This is a genomic window from Nonomuraea aurantiaca (assembly GCF_020215705.1).
In the GTDB taxonomy this organism is placed as follows: Bacteria; Actinomycetota; Actinomycetes; order Streptosporangiales; family Streptosporangiaceae; genus Nonomuraea; species Nonomuraea aurantiaca.
Genome location: NZ_JAIWNB010000044.1, coordinates 35,202 through 52,507, shown reverse-complemented (window position 1 = coordinate 52,507; position 17,306 = coordinate 35,202). Strand labels below are relative to the sequence as shown.

13 protein-coding genes and 2 pseudogenes are annotated in these 17,306 nt (G+C 66.7%); 7 read left to right on the top strand and 8 right to left on the bottom strand.

Annotated elements, in window-relative coordinates:
• Positions 1–765: 765 nt before the first annotated feature.
• Positions 766–1,455 carry a hypothetical protein gene (locus tag LDL49_RS51625; protein ID WP_225302311.1) on the bottom strand — a complete coding sequence of 230 codons (690 nt, stop codon included), beginning with the start codon at positions 1,453–1,455 and terminating at the stop codon, positions 766–768.
• Between the two features lie 186 nt (positions 1,456–1,641).
• Positions 1,642–2,544, bottom strand: coding sequence for a hypothetical protein (locus tag LDL49_RS51620; RefSeq protein ID WP_225302310.1), 903 nt, complete (start codon positions 2,542–2,544; stop codon positions 1,642–1,644).
• Between the two features lie 338 nt (positions 2,545–2,882).
• Between LDL49_RS51620 and LDL49_RS51615 the strand changes: the two genes are divergently transcribed.
• Positions 2,883–4,388, top strand: coding sequence for a type I-C CRISPR-associated protein Cas8c/Csd1 (locus LDL49_RS51615; protein ID WP_225302309.1), 1,506 nt, complete (start codon positions 2,883–2,885; stop codon positions 4,386–4,388).
• A 655-nt stretch (positions 4,389–5,043) separates the two neighbouring features.
• Here LDL49_RS51615 and LDL49_RS51610 read toward each other — a convergent pair.
• Positions 5,044–5,352: a hypothetical protein gene (locus LDL49_RS51610; protein WP_225302308.1), complete on the bottom strand. Its 309-nt coding sequence runs from the start codon at positions 5,350–5,352 to the stop codon at positions 5,044–5,046.
• A gap of 710 nt (positions 5,353–6,062) precedes the next feature.
• On the opposite strand from LDL49_RS51610, the gene LDL49_RS51605 reads away from it, so the two are divergent.
• Entirely contained in the window at positions 6,063–7,631 is a 1,569-nt protein-coding gene (locus LDL49_RS51605) for an RCC1 domain-containing protein (RefSeq protein ID WP_225302307.1), read from the top strand.
• Between the two features lie 467 nt (positions 7,632–8,098).
• Here LDL49_RS51605 and LDL49_RS51600 read toward each other — a convergent pair whose 3' ends face one another.
• Entirely contained in the window at positions 8,099–9,064 is a 966-nt protein-coding gene (locus tag LDL49_RS51600) for a hypothetical protein (protein ID WP_225302306.1), read from the bottom strand.
• A 481-nt stretch (positions 9,065–9,545) separates the two neighbouring features.
• Between LDL49_RS51600 and LDL49_RS51595 the strand changes: the two genes are divergently transcribed.
• Entirely contained in the window at positions 9,546–9,728 is a 183-nt protein-coding gene (locus LDL49_RS51595; RefSeq protein ID WP_225302305.1) for a transposase, read from the top strand.
• Between the two features lie 634 nt (positions 9,729–10,362).
• Here the strand turns inward: LDL49_RS51595 and LDL49_RS51590 are convergent.
• Entirely contained in the window at positions 10,363–10,755 is a 393-nt protein-coding gene (locus LDL49_RS51590) for a hypothetical protein (protein ID WP_225302304.1), read from the bottom strand.
• A gap of 54 nt (positions 10,756–10,809) precedes the next feature.
• Between LDL49_RS51590 and LDL49_RS51585 the strand changes: the two genes are divergently transcribed.
• From LDL49_RS51585 to LDL49_RS51575, 3 genes are all read left to right on the top strand, one after another.
• The gene (locus LDL49_RS51585; protein WP_225302303.1) at positions 10,810–10,956 is read left to right on the top strand and encodes a hypothetical protein; all 147 of its coding nucleotides are present in this window, start codon (positions 10,810–10,812) and stop codon (positions 10,954–10,956) included.
• 894 nt (positions 10,957–11,850) lie between these two features.
• Entirely contained in the window at positions 11,851–13,050 is a 1,200-nt protein-coding gene (locus LDL49_RS51580; RefSeq protein ID WP_225302302.1) for an IS110 family RNA-guided transposase, read from the top strand.
• 43 nt (positions 13,051–13,093) lie between these two features.
• Entirely contained in the window at positions 13,094–13,684 is a 591-nt protein-coding gene (locus LDL49_RS51575) for a hypothetical protein (RefSeq protein ID WP_225302301.1), read from the top strand.
• 638 nt (positions 13,685–14,322) lie between these two features.
• Here LDL49_RS51575 and LDL49_RS51570 read toward each other — a convergent pair.
• Positions 14,323–15,135, bottom strand: a complete 813-nt coding sequence (locus tag LDL49_RS51570; protein WP_225302300.1) for an NmrA family NAD(P)-binding protein — start codon at positions 15,133–15,135, stop codon at positions 14,323–14,325.
• An 84-nt stretch (positions 15,136–15,219) separates the two neighbouring features.
• On the opposite strand from LDL49_RS51570, the gene LDL49_RS51565 reads away from it, so the two are divergent.
• Positions 15,220–16,002 (top strand): AraC family transcriptional regulator, encoded by a 783-nt coding sequence (locus tag LDL49_RS51565; RefSeq protein WP_225302299.1) that lies wholly within the window; start codon positions 15,220–15,222, stop codon positions 16,000–16,002.
• Between the two features lie 131 nt (positions 16,003–16,133).
• Here LDL49_RS51565 and LDL49_RS51560 read toward each other — a convergent pair.
• Together LDL49_RS51560 and LDL49_RS51555 are read right to left on the bottom strand one after the other, a co-directional pair.
• Positions 16,134–16,782 (bottom strand): annotated as a pseudogene (locus tag LDL49_RS51560) (LuxR C-terminal-related transcriptional regulator).
• A 339-nt stretch (positions 16,783–17,121) separates the two neighbouring features.
• Positions 17,122–17,295 (bottom strand): annotated as a pseudogene (locus LDL49_RS51555) (histidine kinase dimerization/phosphoacceptor domain-containing protein); the annotation flags it as partial.
• Positions 17,296–17,306: the final 11 nt, after the last annotated feature.

Sequence of the window (17,306 nt, the reverse complement as noted above, 5' to 3'; positions counted from 1 at the left end):
GGTACGGTCGGGCGAACTTCGACCTTCTCCGGAAGCGGATCCTGCAACGGAACTGACGACGTCACAAGATCAGCGACAGAGCCCGATTACCTGTACCAGGCTCTGCACCGGTGGCCGTACGCCGACACCGCGGGCCTCCAGACCGATGCCTACCGGTTCCTGACCTCCGCTGTCGGATCCTCCTCGTGCCATCAAACCAGTATCGATCATGATCGTCGCGTTGAGGCATCGTTATGCTCTACCCGGCTCCGTGCTCTGCGTTCACCTCATCGGCACGCGCGTGCCGTCAACGTTGACAGTCCCGAGGAGCTCACCCCGCACGGCAGCCGACACAGCGAGGCACCGCCCCGGTTGATGCCGGCGAACCTACTCGCCGTTCATCCACGCTCTGCTCGGCCGAGCCGACCCGCGCACCACCCAAACCTACGCCCACCCCGACAACCTCGCCCGCAGTCCCGCCTACCGCGCCGACCGCTGCCCGACCACCGCTCTGGAACGCCGCAGGCCCGCCACACCCGCGGCTGTGACGTCATGATGATGCGCCCGGTCGAAGCACCTGGCTACGAGCCAAGCACCACGCTCTTCGCGAAGCCGCCGTCGTGAGCCGCCCGGCTTGCGGCGCCCGCGTCCCGGTGCCGCTGGCCGACGTCAACCCCAGCACCGCGCCCAGGCCGCTGTTGTCACCCGCAGCGGGCCGCCGCTGCGTCGCTCCTACTTGGCCGACCTTGGTGAAGTGATCCTTGTCCCCGTTGGCCCGCGTTCTGCTCAGACGGCGATGAACACTTGATCAAGTGATCGGACTTCGTTCCATCGGGCGGCGGCCTTGGCCAACCAGTCGGTGTACTGCCTGAGGCGCTGGTTGACGGCTTGACGGGCCTGGGCGCAGTCGGGCTCACTGGGATGGCGGTCGGCGTGCATGTCCAGCAGCAGCTGACGACCTCCATGATGCTCTCGGTGGCAGATCATACGCGCCAGGTTGTTGTCGTCGATACAGAGCTTGCCGGTCATCGTGCCGGTGCCGCTGTCGAGAGAGATGTGCAGGCTGCGTTCGGCGTTGATCGGCCGGCCGAGCGACTCGATGTTTTCGTGGTCGATCTGAACCCCGGAAACGTTGCCGGTGATCAGGCAAAGCGCCGCGTCATCGTCGTAGCCGAGGATAGGGGCGCTCCACAGGCCCTGGGGCCGGTCGATGCGGGCACGCCGCAATTGGTCGTCCTGCTGCCACACGACGTGCTCGTGTTCGCGTCCGTCGGCGCATTTGTCGGGGTGATAGTTGACCCGGCACCAAGGCATCCCGGCCGGTTGCCAGGTGAACCGGTCGTAGAGGGGTTCTTCGTAGAGCTGACGGAAGACGGCGAGAGTGACCTGCTTGCCGTTGACGGTCAGCGTTTTGATCTCGACCGCGGCGGTCGTGATCTGAGCGGTGCTCGGTGTGAGCGGGCGTCGGAGGGTCACCAGCGCCTCTTTTCGGTGAGCAGTCTGATCATGTGGCGGTCAGCGACGCCGACGGCCAGGCCGTGCTCGGCGAGCGCGACCACGGCTTCGGTGCCGGCCTGCTCTGGCACGTTGATTGAGCTGACGTCAGGCATCGATACCCCGCGATCGGTGTTCGACTCTCCCCGCAGTATGCGGGTCGAACGTCTATCCGTCGTCGGCATCGACGTGACCGGGCCCAAGATCGCTTAGGTAATCCGAGGGAACCTCCTCGTCAGGATCGTTGTCGGCAGGCTCGAGATCGCGGATGTACTCCCAGAACGCCTCGTCGTCGTATTCGACGTCGACAAACTCGGGGTCGAACAGGTCGTCGTCTGGGTCGATGCTTTCGGAGTGGCGCAGCACACGGACGAGGAACTCCTGCGCGTGGCGCAGCAAGCCGGGGTCATCGATCCAGATGCCGAAGTCGAGGCTGAGCCGTGAGCTTCGGGTGCCATTCGCGCTGCCGAGCCAGAGCCGCTTCGGGGTGAAGCCCATGACGTCGGCGACGAAGCCCTCAGGGTGCTCGTCATGCCACCACAGGTGCCCGAGCAAGAACATCTTGGCATGCAGGATGGGCACGGGTGTACCGCCCGCTTTGCGGAAGCCGATCGACCTGAAGCTCTGAATACGTACGCCGGGCAGGGGCGCCGATGCCGGGCCGACCACAGGTAGGTCACCGTCATATCGGGAGACGAGGTCGGTCAGAGCGCTGAATGCCCACGCGGGGAACCCCGGCCCCCGCTCGGCGTGGCGCTTTAACGCCTCGAAGCCGGGCCGGCCTCGTTTGCTCAGCTCCTGCTTGGTGACCACCACACACGCTGCAGGAAACCTGACGACGCGGTCGAGCAGTTGCGGATCGTCGAACCAGGGAACGCAGCCCAGCATGGCCGCCCCGAGGGAGCGGTACTGCGTCCACCGCCCATCGGGGTCGGCCAGGAACTGGTCGATGCCGTCGGTCAGGCTGCGCAGCGCGTCGATCCCAAAGACTCCGGCGCCGCTCTCCCCATAGGTGAACGCGTGCGAGAAATGCCCGGGGAAGCGCAGCTTCTCGGGTTCGGCTCCGCTCATCTCAACCTTCCTTGGCTGGGTGCCAGGCTATGCCCGCCGATCACGATCGCTCACCCCTTTATCGGCATCGGGAACACGGACCAGCGATTTGCACAGGGATTTTGTGGAGTCAGCACCGCCCGTCGACGCCGATGGTGTGATGGTGGTGGTCCGGTAAACCAAACTCTGGAGCCCGCCGCGATGTCAGCGAGCTCCGCTATCTTGAGAGCATGGTCGGCTTCGCCCGACCAGTGGCAGCTCCTCGGGGCTGAGCATTCAAACGATCTGCGCGCCGCACGCCTGCCTAGCGTCCGGCCCACTTCGCATGCTCGAGACCCTCAGCCGAAGGAGTCCCCACGATGCTGCACTACCTCGCCGCCCACGCCCGCCAGGAAAACCTCCGCTACGGGTGGCGCCGCCGCACCATCGCCTGGCTATTGGACATCACCGACCCCACCTCCCCTGTGTGGGAGAAATACGGCCAGGCCGAGGAAGTCCCCTACGTTCGCCGGTCCGGTTCCGGCGCCTGGCCACGCCCGGCCTGCGACACCATCGACTACCTCACCTGCCGTTACCGTGCGGCATGGCTGAAGATGATGGCCGACTACGCCCAATCCGCCCACGATGAACATGTGGCTGCGGCGCTCGGCGCGCTCGCCACCCTCGACCCGCCGCCCGGAGCGGTGAAGGGCGACCTGGCCGCAGTACGGGCCAGCGGCAGGTTCATCCACGAAACCTCCGGCCTGGCCGCGTTCTGGAACGACACGCAGCGGGCCGGCCTCGACTCTGGGAAGCGCGGCGTGTGCGTTTCCTGCGGCCAGGTCGCGCAGCTCGCCCGGCTGATCCCGGCCTACATCCCACCAGCCGCGTTCGGAGGACGCGGCAGCGGCGACATGGCGCTTGCTCCCACCAGCGCAGGAAAGAGCGGCAGGGGCGGGCAAGCACTCCTATGTCTGGACTGCGCGATCGCGTTCGGCGCCGCGCTCCCCACTCTGGCGCAGCACCCTCGCCACCACCACGTCACCGCTGTGGACGGTGAGATGGTGATGTGGTGGACGCTCGGCGGGCCGCAGTTCCCGCTTGGTGATCTCCTCAACAAACCCCACGCCGGCGGTCTTACCAACGTGGATGTGTCCGGCCGCGTGTGCCTGCTGGTCCTCAAGCCCAGCGGCGCAGGCAGGATTGCCATCCGCTGGGGCATGCAGGAGCCTGCCGCCGTAGTACGTGATCGGGTGGCGGCCTGGTACGACGTCATCACCGTCGAGACGGGATACGACTCCCGGCTGTTCGGCATTACTGCCCTGTATGGCCAGCTCGGCAGGTGGAACAAGGCGACCGGCACCTACAGCGACCTCCCCCGTGACCGCATGCCCGAGAGCGGCCTGTGGATCGCCGCCCTGTCCGGCCGTCCCGCTCCTGGCTACGCCTACGCCGCCATCAACGCATGCCGCCGCGATGGCCGCGTGTCGTTCGGTCGTACCGCGCTCATTCAGGCGTTCCTGCCCGGCTCCAACCTCGCTGCACTGCCCGACACCACACAGGAGCAACCCATGACCAGCTACAACACCACCGTCACGCTGTTGGAGACCAAGGCCGACGTCCTCGTCATCGTCATGAACGACCAGGCGTGGACCCTCCAGATCGGTGGGGACCACATGCTTGGCCAGTTCGCTGCCGACGCGGAAGCGTGGGCGAACGGCGACTGGGAGCCGAACGAGCACGACGGCCAGAACCCTACTGACGTGGACGATACGCTGCGCGAGGTCGCCACCTGGACCCGCGACCGCGGTCTCGAGGTCGTGGTGCGGCCGGACGAGCTGGGCGGAGCCGCCCGCGACTATCTGGGCGTCCATCCCGAAGAGTGATCCGATGCTGGTCAGTGGCCGTCGCCCATGAACGCGCTGGCTGCGACGCGTCGCGTGCAACCGCATCCAGCCGTCCGCGATGGCCACGTAGTTCGTCACGTACCTCTCGTCCAGGAGACGCTCGGCCGCCTGGTCCAGCATCTCCCCGCCTGCTCCGCAGCCACGTAGGCGGGCGTCACTCTCCCGCCCCAGTCGCCGAGCCGGTAGGGCGGGTGCGATGGTCGCCGCTACGGCGCCTGTCGCTCACCGCCCTGTTCGCCGCGGCCTCGGCTACGCCTCATGCGCCACTGCCGGAAGCATGATCATCTGGTGGATCGCCCATCGTTGATCCACGTCCCGGGCCCGATGGCGACTCACCCTCTCCCGCCCCGCGCCGTCCACGGGGCCCATGGCGGACGTGCACGAACGTTTCCTCACGTGCTCTGTCCCCCCGAACGCAGAGCCGGACGGCCGGGGCTCGCTTCCGCTGCGGTGCCGCGCCTAAGGGGGACCCAGCCTGCGGCTCGCTCACCTGAACCGCCGGCTGGAGGTCGGCCGAGAGGGGCTGCCATGGTGCCGGGCTGGCCTGGCATCTCGTCCGAGTGCGTAACCTCTCCTCGGGGGTGCAGCCCACTTACGCGCCAGGCTCGTACCGGCTTGGCCGCTGCGAAACGTTTCAGTCGAGACCGTTCCGTGCCTGGGCATTCTTGGCCTCGATGATCATTGCCGCGGCAAATTGGATCAGTATGAGTTTGTACGCTGCCTCTGCCGACTTCCCTAGCCTGTTGGCCTCGGTGTACTCCTCGATCAGGTCGCCGAGCTGGCTGGACCGCGTGGTCCGCATGCGGAGCTGCTCTCCGAGATATGCCGTGTTCAGCAGAATGACGCCTTGTGTCTTGGCTTGTTCAAGCTGTTCACTGATGGCGCGGGAGGTCGACTGGTCGTCGTCGATGAGCTCCTGGAGCGTGACAACAGATTCGTGCATACGTGACACTCTCTGGACATTTAGTGACGGAAGGGCATCTTCCCCTCCTTGTGTCGCAGCTGTCACTAGCAGAATCTGTTGCGAATGTATTTATGGTTTCGGCCAGGCTTGATAGCGGCAACCTGGCCAGGCATCGCCGAGGTGCCACGCCGGTGATAGCGCCGGATCCCCTTCGATCGCACAGCGCGCCTTTGATCGAGAGCTTTGTCTCACGCCCGTCCGGAGCCGTCAGTGCCGGGGCCGCCGGAGCGGTCAGCCGCTGGTGATGTGGGAGCCGGACGGGCGCGATCGTAGCCGCCGGGAACGTCGACGCTGGCCGCCGCCCCGTATGGGCCGTGATCCGCGGACGTGGCCGCCGAGGGTATGCCAGGACAGGCCAGGGTCCTCGACCCGCCGTTGAACGGGCCGATCGCTTGGCCTGCGCCGCTGGTGATGGGGCAGGATGTACGGCCGTTCAACCGGCCGAACCAGCACCGGCCAGCGGTTTTCACGCCCCATCTCCGTGTCTGCGGACGGCGAGCGAGAGGCATTGCCGGAATGTGCAGCGATGTCACGTGGTGGAACGTGCTGTCACGCCCTTAAAGCACGGGGCCGTCCGGCTCCGGCCGCGATGAGCGCAGTTCGGTTCGGCGGGTCTAGTCAGGACGGATGAATCCGGCTGGCCGTCGACGCCTCGTGCGGGTGCGATCCTTTCGAGGGAGAACATCACGATGTTCAGCTCGCGATTCTGCGGGGAGGCGCCGGTTCGGGACGGGGCTGCCCAGTCCCGCATCCGGTTCCAGCGCCGATGGCCGGTGTCCACCCTCGTGGCCCTGGCGTTGGCCGCCGCCTCGGTGATGACGATGGTGGCGGCCGGGACGCCGGCGCTCGCCGATCCCACCGACCAGATCCTCACCGTCGCCTGGGGTCACAACGAACAAGGCCAGCTCGGCGACGGCACCACCCAGCAAGCCAACACCCCGGTCACCGTGGCCGGGCAGATCGCCTTCACCAAGGTCGAGGCAGGCACCTCCCACACCCTGGCCATCGCCGCTGACACCACCATCTGGTCGTGGGGCACCAACGGTTTCGGCGGGCTGGGCGATGGCACCACCACCCCCAGTCTCACCCCCGTGCACGTGCCAGGACTGACGGGCATCGTCGACGTCTCCGCGGGTGCGGGCAGCAGCTTCGCCATCGATTCCAGCGGCAGACTGTGGGCCTGGGGCTTCAACGGCTCAGGATTCGGCAACCTGGGCCTGGGCGACAACGTGCCCGCCACCAACCCCGTACCCAAGCAGGTTCTCGGCCTGCCGCCCATGGCCGATGTCGAGACCAGCCAGCGCTCGGTCGTGGCGCGTGACGTCAACGGCGAGGTGTGGACCTGGGGCAGCAACAGTGACGGCCAGTTGGGCAACGGAACGGTCGGCGGCTTCCGCGCCACGCCGGCCAAGCTGGCGAGCCTGACCACCATCATCGACATCGCCGCCGCCGACGTCGACGGCCTGGCCCTGCGCGCCGATGGCACGGTGTTCGGCTGGGGCGACAACGGCGTCAGCCAACTGGGCCCTGGCGGCCTCGGCGACCGCCCCACCCCGGCATTCACCACCGGCATCGCCGGCCTGACCCAGATCGGCATCGGCTCGGGCAACGTCAGCGCGCTACGCAACGACGGAACGGTGTGGAGCTGGGGCATCAACAGCCGCGGCGAGCTGGGCATCGGTACCATTTCCGCCCCTGTCTATCCCCCTGTGGCCACCGCCGTCAGCGGCGCCACCCAACTCGCGGTCGGCGCGGAGAACGGCTACGCGCGCCGCGGCGACGGCACGGTGCTGGCCTGGGGCGACAACACCCTGGGCGGCTTGGGCACCGGATCGACCGCGCCCAACAACCCCAACCCCAGCCCCGTCGTCGGGGTGAGCCACGCCACCTATCTCGGCTCGGGCGCGACCGCCCTGCACGCGCTGGCGATCCAAGCGATCCCCACCGACTTCTCCATCGCCCTCGACCCCAGGCTCGGCTCGGTCCAACCGGGCGGCTCGACCACCACCGTGGTTTCCCTCACCCCGTCCAAGGGCTTCACCTCCAGCGCGGCGGTCAGCGTCACCAACCTGCCGCCCGGGGTCACCGCCACCTTGTCCTCACCGAAGGTGAGTGAGGACCACCCGGTCACCATTACGCTGCACACCTCGATCAGGACCCCGCGCGGCCAATTCCGCATCCTGATCACCGCGGTGGCCGACTCGATCACCAAGGCGGTGCCGTACACCCTCACCATCGGCAACATCACCACATCATGACCGCCCTGCTCTGGCCTGAGGCGTGCTCTTCAGGCCAGGGCCAGGCGTTAAGAATCCATCTTCCACCTGTGCGATGGCACGGAACGCCCGCCACAGCTGGCCGGTGCGCGGCCACGCTGCGGGTGACGGCCACGAGCCCCACCGGCGACCGGGAAGCCCAACAGATTGTTGACGCCCACAGCGCAGGGGCGCTATCCACCGACCACGACCGGCAGTCCTGGGCCGGGGCGATCGTGAAAGCTGCCGGTTCGTCCACGGCGGCCGGGCAAGCGGGTACACAAAGGCACCGGTCCTGGATCGACTGCCAGGACACCTGCCAGGTGCTGCTCGAATGCCGGCGCCCCAGGACGCCTACGCCCACCAGATCGTCCACGTGCGCCAAAGCACAACCGTCACCTCGTTGCCGCGGCCGAGGGACGCAGCCGCGGCAGACCGCCCGACGACGAGATCGTCTTGCGGGGCGTGTGTCAGTGGCAGTCGGAATCACGCACCTGGTCAGGATGAGCATCGGGGTGAAACGCATACCAGCCGTCCACCACGAAGGCGCGCCCGTAGGACATCAGACCGGTGCCGGGGCCGCAGTGAAGTCCAGTCAGTTTGAAAGGCTGATTGCCCTGGTCTGTGATGATCTGCTCCTCCTGCCTATTGTTGATCAGGTACTTCACCCGCAGGTTGAAAACGGTATAGAAGCGGTCCGCGTTGACCCTGATGATCACCGTCTCGTGCCGTCCATACGACAGCGGGATCTCGTTCTCCTCGAAATACGGCCGGCCTTCCGTCCCGTCACTGAACGGATCCCCTTTGACGACTTCGCGCGCGACCGGGACGCGCTCGTGTAGGTTGATCACCATGCGCGAGACAGGCTGGCCGCCCGCCTGGGTTCCCATAGCAAACAAGGTGCCGTCCAGGGGAGCCGACCGGGAAATGATCTCAGGGGTGATGCCCTTGATCTGGATCTTCTGGTTCCGGTTGCTCTGAAGACCGATCCTCAGGGTGAGCGTGCCGACCCGGACACCCCCCAGCTTCAGCAACCGGGCGTCCACCTCATCCGACACCGCGGCGTTCATTTTGACGAGCGACTTCGACAGTGCAGCATCGGGCTGGAAGTCATGCGCGAATGCAATCGACCGGCCCTCATCCTCCGCGAAGAACCCCTCAACGTAAACGTCCAGGTCGTCATCCCCCCTGATCGCCTTCTGCGTACCGTCCCGCAGGGCGTCGGGATCTACTGCCGCCTGCCCGAGCCCGAGCACGAGCGCTGTCACCACGGCGCCGATGCCACCGCCAATGATCGTGCCGACCCATACCAGCGGTTTGGTATACCACCTCTTGGGAGGCTCCTTTTCCGATTCCGGGCCCTTCTCTCCGGCGTCCCCTTTTGGCGGATTTTCCAATCGTTTCCGTTTCCGGGATGTCCGATTCTTGGTTGCCATTGCCCACTCCGCATGATCCGCCGATACCGCATGAATCGGTCGCATGCGTAAAATAGGGGAACCGAGTCAGGGACACCGCTGTAATCATCAGACCGTTACCTACGTGCCCCGTTACGCGCGGGCGGCTGACCATGGGCGAGCCACAGGAGCCCATGTATCCATTCGGGCCCGTAATTGATCACTCATGTTCTCTCCGCGGGTGCGGATGTCGTGAGATTGTCGCCGTAGGGAGCAAGTGCCGCCCCCCAGCGACTTCTAGGCCCTGAGCCATGAGGAGTTGCTCGCCGCGTTGGCCGAATGGGAGGTATTGATCGCGGCGTTGATGGCCGAGATACGCCATGGAAGCGGCGGGTGGCCATGGATTCGTCCAACTCCTCGACGTCGCCGGGTTCGGGCGGGCCGGCGCTGCACGCCACGCAGCTACCCGCATCCGCTATTGTCCGTTTTGTACGATTCTCGGGTGAAGGTGCGGAGATGCTGGGTGAGCCCAGACGGACACGAGGTGGAGCCCAAGATCCTCAACGCCCGGCAGGTCATCACCGTCTCCCGCTGGTACGGCAAGCGGCTCATCTGGATCGCCGACTGCCGCTCGGTGGCCGAAGTTCGCCGACATGTCGCCCTCCACACCCTCACCGAAGTGGTGAGGCTTCCCGGCAAGCGATGACTCAGGCGTCAGTGGCAGGTGGGCAGCCAGCGGCGCGGGTACCGCATGGAAGACGTGGAGGTCACACCGCGCGTAGTGGTCGTCTACGGCACTGGGGGCAGCGGCATGGAGCGGTTGATGCACGCGCAGCGGCGTACCGCCCGGCCATACCTTCACCGCACGCCCGGCTCGGTTACGCGTTGATGGCTTGGCCGGGACGTAGAGGACGGATCTCAGGCGGTGATGTCGAGCCGACCCGCCGGCCACGCGAGCCACGCATCTGGCCGAGCAGGCGCCACCTAAGCCCCATCCAGATCCACCCGTTCATCACCGGATACCGGGAGCTGAAGTTTGTTCCGCCGGTGCATCGCGCATGGTTGAACCCGGCCTCATTGGTGAACCGCGCCCCGTTGCAGAAGATCCAGTCGGTGAAGCGCGCCCCTGGGAACTGCGCTCTGTCGAAGTCGGCTCCGCCGGAGAACTCCCTCTGGCTGAACCAGGCCCTGTCAGCGGACCCTCAGCGGCCTCCAGGGCCTTGTCTGAGTCGGCGAACGAGAAGCTTCCCCATACACCTGCTGTACCCGGCTTTCGGTCGAGAGCAGGCCATAAGCGACAAAGCCCCCAGCCCTCGACCGGGGGCCGGATACGGTTTCGACTACTTGGGCATGACCATGCCTTGGTCGGTGACGTAGTAGCTGACCATGCAGTGCGGGTATGCAGAGCTGTCCCCCACCGGCCCGCGCATCTGAGAAGACGTGCAGAACTTGAACAGGATCTGCTGCTTCTGCTGGAAGGTGAGCCCGGTCGGTGAAGACGGTCGCGCAGTAGGCGGCAGATACTCGCGAAGCTCCTGAACGTCTTGGTCGGTTAGCGGTGTCGCCTCACCTTCAGAGGTCGATCCTCGGTTGGCAACAAGGACGACCCCGACGCCCAAGCAGAACGCCGCCAGCGTGGCCAGAAAGGCTATAAGGATCTGCTGAACGGTGCCCAGCGAGGAGAACCAGGGCTGTCGGGGCTCAGACTGCTGGGGGTCTTGCTGAGGGTCCATATGGATCTATCTGTCGATGTGGGGGGAACGTTCCATAGGAGAGAGGAAATCGTCATGCCGATCCCGGAAGCCGTGGATAGCCATGCGAGACGGCAAGGCGTCAGCGAGCTTCGACAGTTGCAGGCGGTGAGCGAGCTGCACAAAGCAGGCTTGGAATCGCAGCAAGACGTGGGCGGCCGGGGTGCCGACCGTGAGGCGTGACAGTGCTGGCGAGGGCCGAACGGGATGAGGGCGCGTGGAGGATGGAGATCGATGGTCTCAACGCGCTGCTGGCCGGCGGCTCAGGTCGCTCTCGTCTCTGCAGTCAGTATCCGGGTGCGACGAGCAGGCGCGCCGCGAAGACCCGGGCCAGCCTGTCGCACTCACCTATGAACGGCCGCGCCCCTCCAGCGCGCAGACGAACTGAGCGGGCGCCTCCGATGCGGAATCTCACCATCTATTCGGCCAGCGCATCCAGGTCACTGCCATGGGCGCGAACGCGCACCACTCTGGCTCCTGGGTGAACGTACGGGCGAAGCCCGTGCCTTTGTAGGAGAAGAAGACAAATGCATCAACCGAGCGCCTTTACAATGTAGATTTCTATGCTCCCAGCGCGCCTTCCCTGAGGGGCAGTCCGGCCGCTCGACCTGACTGAGGGAAAGCTGGGCCAAGCGCGCAACCACTGTCATGGTGTCGGCGAAGACCTCGGTCAAGGGCGCGGGCTGAGGGCGTTGCCGCCCAGGACGTCGCCTCAGCCGTTCAGGATGGGCCGGTGCGCCGCAGAGCGCCGGGCACCAGACACAGGTGCGGCGCACGCGCCGGAGCAGTATCGCGTTCTCCCAGGTCCCGCAGCCACACCCGCTTCGTCCATCCCTATGCGTCACGTTAGGCTCACTAGCGGTGGAAGTCCGGGCTAATGTATGGCCCTGACAAACACCACGAATACTGGGTATGGCTTTCGTCCATCCGCCGAATTTGAGGCTGCTACAGATTGGCCGCCCAGTATTCACCGGCGACTCGGCTGCTGATTAAGAACTGCGATAGATCGCTGAAATAGGGATGAGCCAGCGAGGTCGCCCGCAACACCCCCATAAACTTCAGGACGAGGGAGACGGCGTGGAACGCGCCTGGGCTGGAATCGACATCGGGAAAGGCCACCACCACGTCGTGGTCATCGACGCCGACGAGAAGCAGCTCCTCTCCCGGCGAATGCTCAACGACGAGGCCTCGATCCTCGCCCTGATCAAGGAGATCGGCGCGCTCGCCAACACGATCACCTGGGCAGTGGACATCCGAACGGGCCCGGCCGTCCTGGTGCTGGCGCTCTTAGCCGCTCAGGACCAGGAGGTCCTCTACATCTCCAGCACCGTGGTCAACGGGGTCGCCAAGGGCTACCGAGGCGCCGCGAAGACCGACGCGCGCGACGCGGCGATCATCGCCGACCAAGCACGCATGCGCCGCGGCATGACGGTCATCCACACGCACACCGAAGAGGCCATCGAGCTGCGTCTCCTGGTGGCCCGTCGCAAGGACCTCGTCGCCGACCGCACCCGGGCCGTCAACCGCCTGCGCGAGATGCTGCTGGAGCTCTGGCCTGCGCTGGAGTGCGTGTTGGACCTCACCACGAACGGCCCGCTCGTGCTGCTGACCGGCTACCAGCAACCGGCCGACATCCGCCGGCTGGGCGTCGCCCGTCTCGCAGCATGGCTTCAGGCGCGCGGCGTCCGCCGCCACACCGACCTGGCCGGCAAGGCCGTCAAGGCAGCCAAGGAGCAGAGCGTCACCCTGCCCGGCAGCTCGGTTGCAGGACGGTTGGTCGCCCAGCTCGCCCAGGACCTCATCGCCCTGGCCGAACGGATCGACGCGGTCGACCAGCTCCTCGAGGAGCGGTTTCGCCAGCACGAGCTCGCCGAGATCATCGAGAGCATGCCCGGCATAGGCCATGTCCTCGGTGCCGAGTTCCTCGCGGCCGTCGGTGGCGATCTGAGCGACTTCACCGACGCTGGCCACCTGGCAGGCTACGCCGGCATGTCGCCCGTTCCGCGCGACTCAGGGCGCATCAGCGGCAACATGCACCGGCCGCGCCGATATAACCGCGGGCTGAATCGGGTGTTCTACATGTCGGCGCTATTAAGCGTTCGATGCGATCCCGCGTCTCGTCGTTTCTATGACCGTAAACGCGCCGAGGGCAAGAAGCATGTCCAGGCCGTCATCGCCTTGGCCCGTCGCCGCGTGAATGTTCTGTGGGCGCTCATACGTGATCGGCGCTGTTATGTGCCCGATCTCGCCGCAGCACGTTCGGGCCTCGCTGCCTAACCCGCCATAAGGGACTAGTTGGGACAAAAGAGATCAAGATCCTTTGTCTCAACCTATTGAGAATCCCTATCCCAATGGGCTGCTCACCGGCACTTACAGTGAGGGGCCCGGCCTGGCCTCGCGGCCGGACAAGCACGCCGGCGTCACCCGTCAGGGTGAGTGCGGCCGCGTCCCCATCGACGTGGTGCAATCCACCACCGGCGCGCCGCCGCACACCCTTGGTCATTTCGGTTTCGACCTGCTCACCGGCCGCACGTGCGATCAACTGCCCAGCGCTCAAGTGGCGGCCGTCTTCGACGGCTACGGCATCGCGAGCCCGGGCCTGCCGGCCACGCTGGTCATCAGCGGTCGCCGTCTGCAGCTCGAGGAAGCCGCTGTCTACACGGCGCTGACCAGCAACAGGGTCGACGTCTCGTCTCAGACCTTCCATCGAATCCCGTACGGCGCTTCACTGCACAGCCGCCAGTCGGCTGTGCGATCCCCCGGCAGGCCATCCGGTTACGTACTGGACGATGGGCGGCTCTGGCCGGTCACGGATGATCGACTCTTCACCCTCAACGGGTCATGGGCGAAGTACCTCGCCCTTCAGCAATACGACAGCTATCAGAAGGGCCCTACGCTCCGTCCGGCCTGATCGAGATGACCAGCGCTGAATTCGCGGCGGCCGCTGCCGGTCCCGTCTCCCCTAGCTATCCGTGTGGGGGACCAGAGCCTGATGACGCTACCGTGGAGATTCTGACGGTGGGCGCGGCGTGGAGCCCAAAGGTGTGAAGCAGATATTCGCGAACGGCACTTCTCTTGAGCAAATCTACCCCTATTCAGTGCTGGAGGAGCAGTCGCCAACCGCCGGTCGTCATCGTCGTGAACGACAGTGCAGCGTCGGCCTGCGGTCATGACGCAGGCGAGAAGCTGGAGCGGGCAGAAGCGGCGTGTCATGGTCCACACACTCGGGCTGCTGCTGGGCAGGCTGTCACTGCCGCATCAGTGCGAGACCGCGACGGCCCGCATCCGGTGCTGGAGCCGCGGCGTGAGCGGTTCTCCACCATCAGCCTGGTCTGGCCGGCGGTCGGCTGCAGGCGTGGCCAAGCAGAGTCTCGGCCCGCCGGCGCTGTCCGTCCTGCCCAGCCACGGACAGCACGGCAGGGCCCGTGAACTCCTGGCCGCTCAGCCCTGGCGTGCCTGCAGAAGCCGCCATCCTCCGCATCGAAGCCGCCTCTCCGGCCCATGCCTGCCGGCAGGCTCTTGGAGGTCACTCGGAGATTTCAGCACGATCTAGCGCCACGCGGACACGGTCCGAGCCACATAGGCGTCGAAGGCGATCGGGGCGCGTCCGAGCACCCGCCGCACGTCGTCATGCGGCTCGGTGTAGAGGCCCGCACGCATCCCGGCGAACAGCGCGTCGAGCTCCGCCGCAGCTTCCTCGGAAACGCCCTGCGCCAGGAGTTCGTCCCGATACTGCTCCGGAGTGAGCTCCTCGTACCGGATGGACCGTCCCGACGCCTTGGCGATGGCCGCCACGGCCGCGCCGAAGGTCAGCGCCCGGGGCCCGGACAGGGTGTACACCTGCTCGTGGTGGCCATCCTGGGTGAGCGCTGCCGCGGCGACGTCGGCAATGTCCTGAGTGTCGATGAACGGCTCCGGCGTGTCCCCGATGGGCAGGGCCAGCCGTCCTTCGCGCAGCGGGGCCAGCCAGATCTGCGGGTCGTCGAAGTTCTGGTTGAAGTTGTTCGCGCGGATGATCGTCCACTCCGCACCAGAGTCGCGCACGGCCCGTTCCGCCGCGGCCATGCCGAGGAAATACCCGGGAAACTCGTCGATCTCGCGGGCGGACAACGCCACGAACCGGCGCACACCCGCCTCGGTCGCCTGCTTCACAAACACTTCGGCGTGCTCCGGTGCATCGGGCCAGACCAGGTAGAGCGCTGACGCGCCCGCCACCGTGGCCGCCCACGTGCTCTGATCGAACCAGTCGAACCGCGTTCCGCTCGACCGAGTCGCGACGCGGACGTCCTCGCCGCGCCCACGCAACGTGTCCACCAGGTGACGCCCGGTCTTGCCCGTTCCGCCCAACACCACAATCGTCATGCCGACGAGTTAAGTGGTCTTGTACGGTCCCGGACATGGTTCAGCGTCCGGAGCACATGTGCGATCGTCCGTAGACTTGGATGCATGGATCCGGTCGATGACCTGCTGCGCACTATCCGGTTGGAAGGCGGCGGCGTCAGCATCGAGGAGTTGACGCCACCCCGGCGCCTCACCGGCGATGCGCCCCTGACCTTGCTCTCCCCCCTTCAAGGCGTGACTGAGCTGACGGATGGCGTCGTGCGCGTCGGCGAGACGGCGATCGTGCGCGGAGCGTTCACCGCCCGCTCGCACGAACACTCCGTCCTGCTCGTCGGGGCGTACAACGTGCGCGGGGCCGTGGCACACCGGCTGCTGGACATACTGCCGCCCATGCTGGTGTTGCCGGACAGCGACGACTGCACGGCGACGCGAGACTTCCTGGCCTCGCAATCCGCCTCGTGCGCGACCGGTCAGCAGGTCGTGCTGGACCGACTGCTCGAGTGGCTGCTGGTGTGCACGCTGCGAGCTTGGTTCGATCAACAGCCCGCGGCTCCCGTCGGATGGCACGACGAGACGCTGGGCCCGGTGCTGCGGGCGATGCACGCGGCGCCCGGCAGGCCGTGGACACTCGCCGCGCTGGCCGACACGGCCGGTGTATCGCGGACCACGCTCGCCGAGCGGTTCGTCAAGGTGGTCGGCAAGCCGCCGCTGACGTACCTGAAGGACTGGCGCATGACGTTGGCCGCCGATCTGCTGGCCGAGTCGACATCGACCGTCGCCGCGGTCGCCCACCAGGTCGGGTACGCCGACGCGTTCGGATTCAGCGCGGCCTTCAAGCGCTTCCACGGAGTCAGTCCCACCGAGTGCCGCACAGGCTGCCGGTCGTGACGAAGCGACGGGACGTGTGAACGGCGGCCGGCCATCGCCGCCGGGCCGGCCGCGCTGGTCGTCCATCGTGAGGTCTGTCATCAGGTCCCACCGAAGGTGGAGCACTCCCCTGACCGAGTTCGGCCGTTCGCTCAAGTGCGGTTGAGATAGGTGAGTACGGCCAGCATGCGGCGGTTGGTGTCTTCTGCGGCGTCGATGCCGAGCTTGGCGAAGATGGCGGCGATGTGTTTGCCGACGGTGCCCTCGCTGATGTACAGCTGGCCGGCGAATGGCGGCGTTGGAGCGTCCCTGCGCCATGAGCTGGAGCACGTCGCGTTCGCGCGGGCTCAGCAGGGGCGCGGGATGCAGGGGAGAGGTGCCGCCGAGCAGCTTGGAGATCACCTCGGGGTCCATCGCGGTGCCGCCGGCCGCGACGCGCCGCAACGCCTCGACGAAGTGGGCGGTGTCGAACACGCGGTCCTTGAGCAGGTAGCCGACTCCGCCCGCGCCGTCGGCGAGCAGCTCGCGGGCGTAGATCTGCTCGACGTACTGCGACAGCACGAGCACCGGGAACCGGGGCCGGCGGCAGCGGGTCTCGATCGCGGCACGCACGCCCTCATCCTTGTAGCCGGGCGGCAGGCGTACGTCCACGGGTAGCCAGGTCCGGCTGGTGCGCGCTCACCACGGCGAGCAGGTCCTCACCGTTGTCCCCCGCGGCCACGATGTCGATGCCGTGGGCGGTCAGGATGTGGGTGAGCCCTTCTCGAGGAGGTAGACGTCCTCGGCGAGGACAACGTGCATGGGATCTCCAAGGCGGCTACGGTGGGTCCGCCGGTCGGGCTGATGAGTGAGGACGCCGTCGAAGCCGTCGAGGTGGTGCCGGATGCCGTGCAGCCCGCCACCGCGCCCGACTGTCGCGCCGCCCCGTCCGTTGTCGGTGACGGTGGCCTTCAGCACGCCGCTCTCGTGGCGTAGCTCCAGCTTGGCCAGCAGCTCGGACACCGCGAAGTAGACGGCCGCCTCGATCGGCTCCGCCGCCTGGCCAGGCAGGTTCACGCGCGTTGTCCACGTCCAGCGGGGCGTCCATGGCCAGCGTGCGGCGTCGGCGAGGCCCCGATCGGCGAGGATCGGCGGCTGGATGCCCCGGATGAGCTCGCGCAGCTCGCCGAGCGCGGTCACCGACAGCTCCTTGGCGCGCGCGATCATGACCTTGGCGGCGTCGGGATCATGCTGGACGGGGTGCTCGGCCGCGCCCAGGGTCATCCCGACGGCGACCCACCGGGCCTGCGCGCCGTCATGCAGGTCGCGTTCGATCCGGCGCAGCT

Bases quoted from the DNA above. Each gene is read 5' to 3' on its own strand.
- LDL49_RS51585 (WP_225302303.1), top strand. From the start codon at position 10,810: ATGCCGATCCCGGAAGCCGTGGATAGCCATGCGAGACGGCAAGGCGTC.
- LDL49_RS51610 (WP_225302308.1), bottom strand. From the start codon at position 5,352: ATGCACGAATCTGTTGTCACGCTCCAGGAGCTCATCGACGACGACCAG.
- LDL49_RS51590 (WP_225302304.1), bottom strand. From the start codon at position 10,755: ATGGACCCTCAGCAAGACCCCCAGCAGTCTGAGCCCCGACAGCCCTGG.
- LDL49_RS51565 (WP_225302299.1), top strand. From the start codon at position 15,220: ATGGATCCGGTCGATGACCTGCTGCGCACTATCCGGTTGGAAGGCGGC.
- LDL49_RS51570 (WP_225302300.1), bottom strand. From the start codon at position 15,135: ATGACGATTGTGGTGTTGGGCGGAACGGGCAAGACCGGGCGTCACCTG.
- LDL49_RS51620 (WP_225302310.1), bottom strand. From the start codon at position 2,544: ATGAGCGGAGCCGAACCCGAGAAGCTGCGCTTCCCCGGGCATTTCTCG.
- LDL49_RS51615 (WP_225302309.1), top strand. From the start codon at position 2,883: ATGCTGCACTACCTCGCCGCCCACGCCCGCCAGGAAAACCTCCGCTAC.
- LDL49_RS51605 (WP_225302307.1), top strand. From the start codon at position 6,063: ATGTTCAGCTCGCGATTCTGCGGGGAGGCGCCGGTTCGGGACGGGGCT.
- LDL49_RS51600 (WP_225302306.1), bottom strand. From the start codon at position 9,064: ATGGCAACCAAGAATCGGACATCCCGGAAACGGAAACGATTGGAAAAT.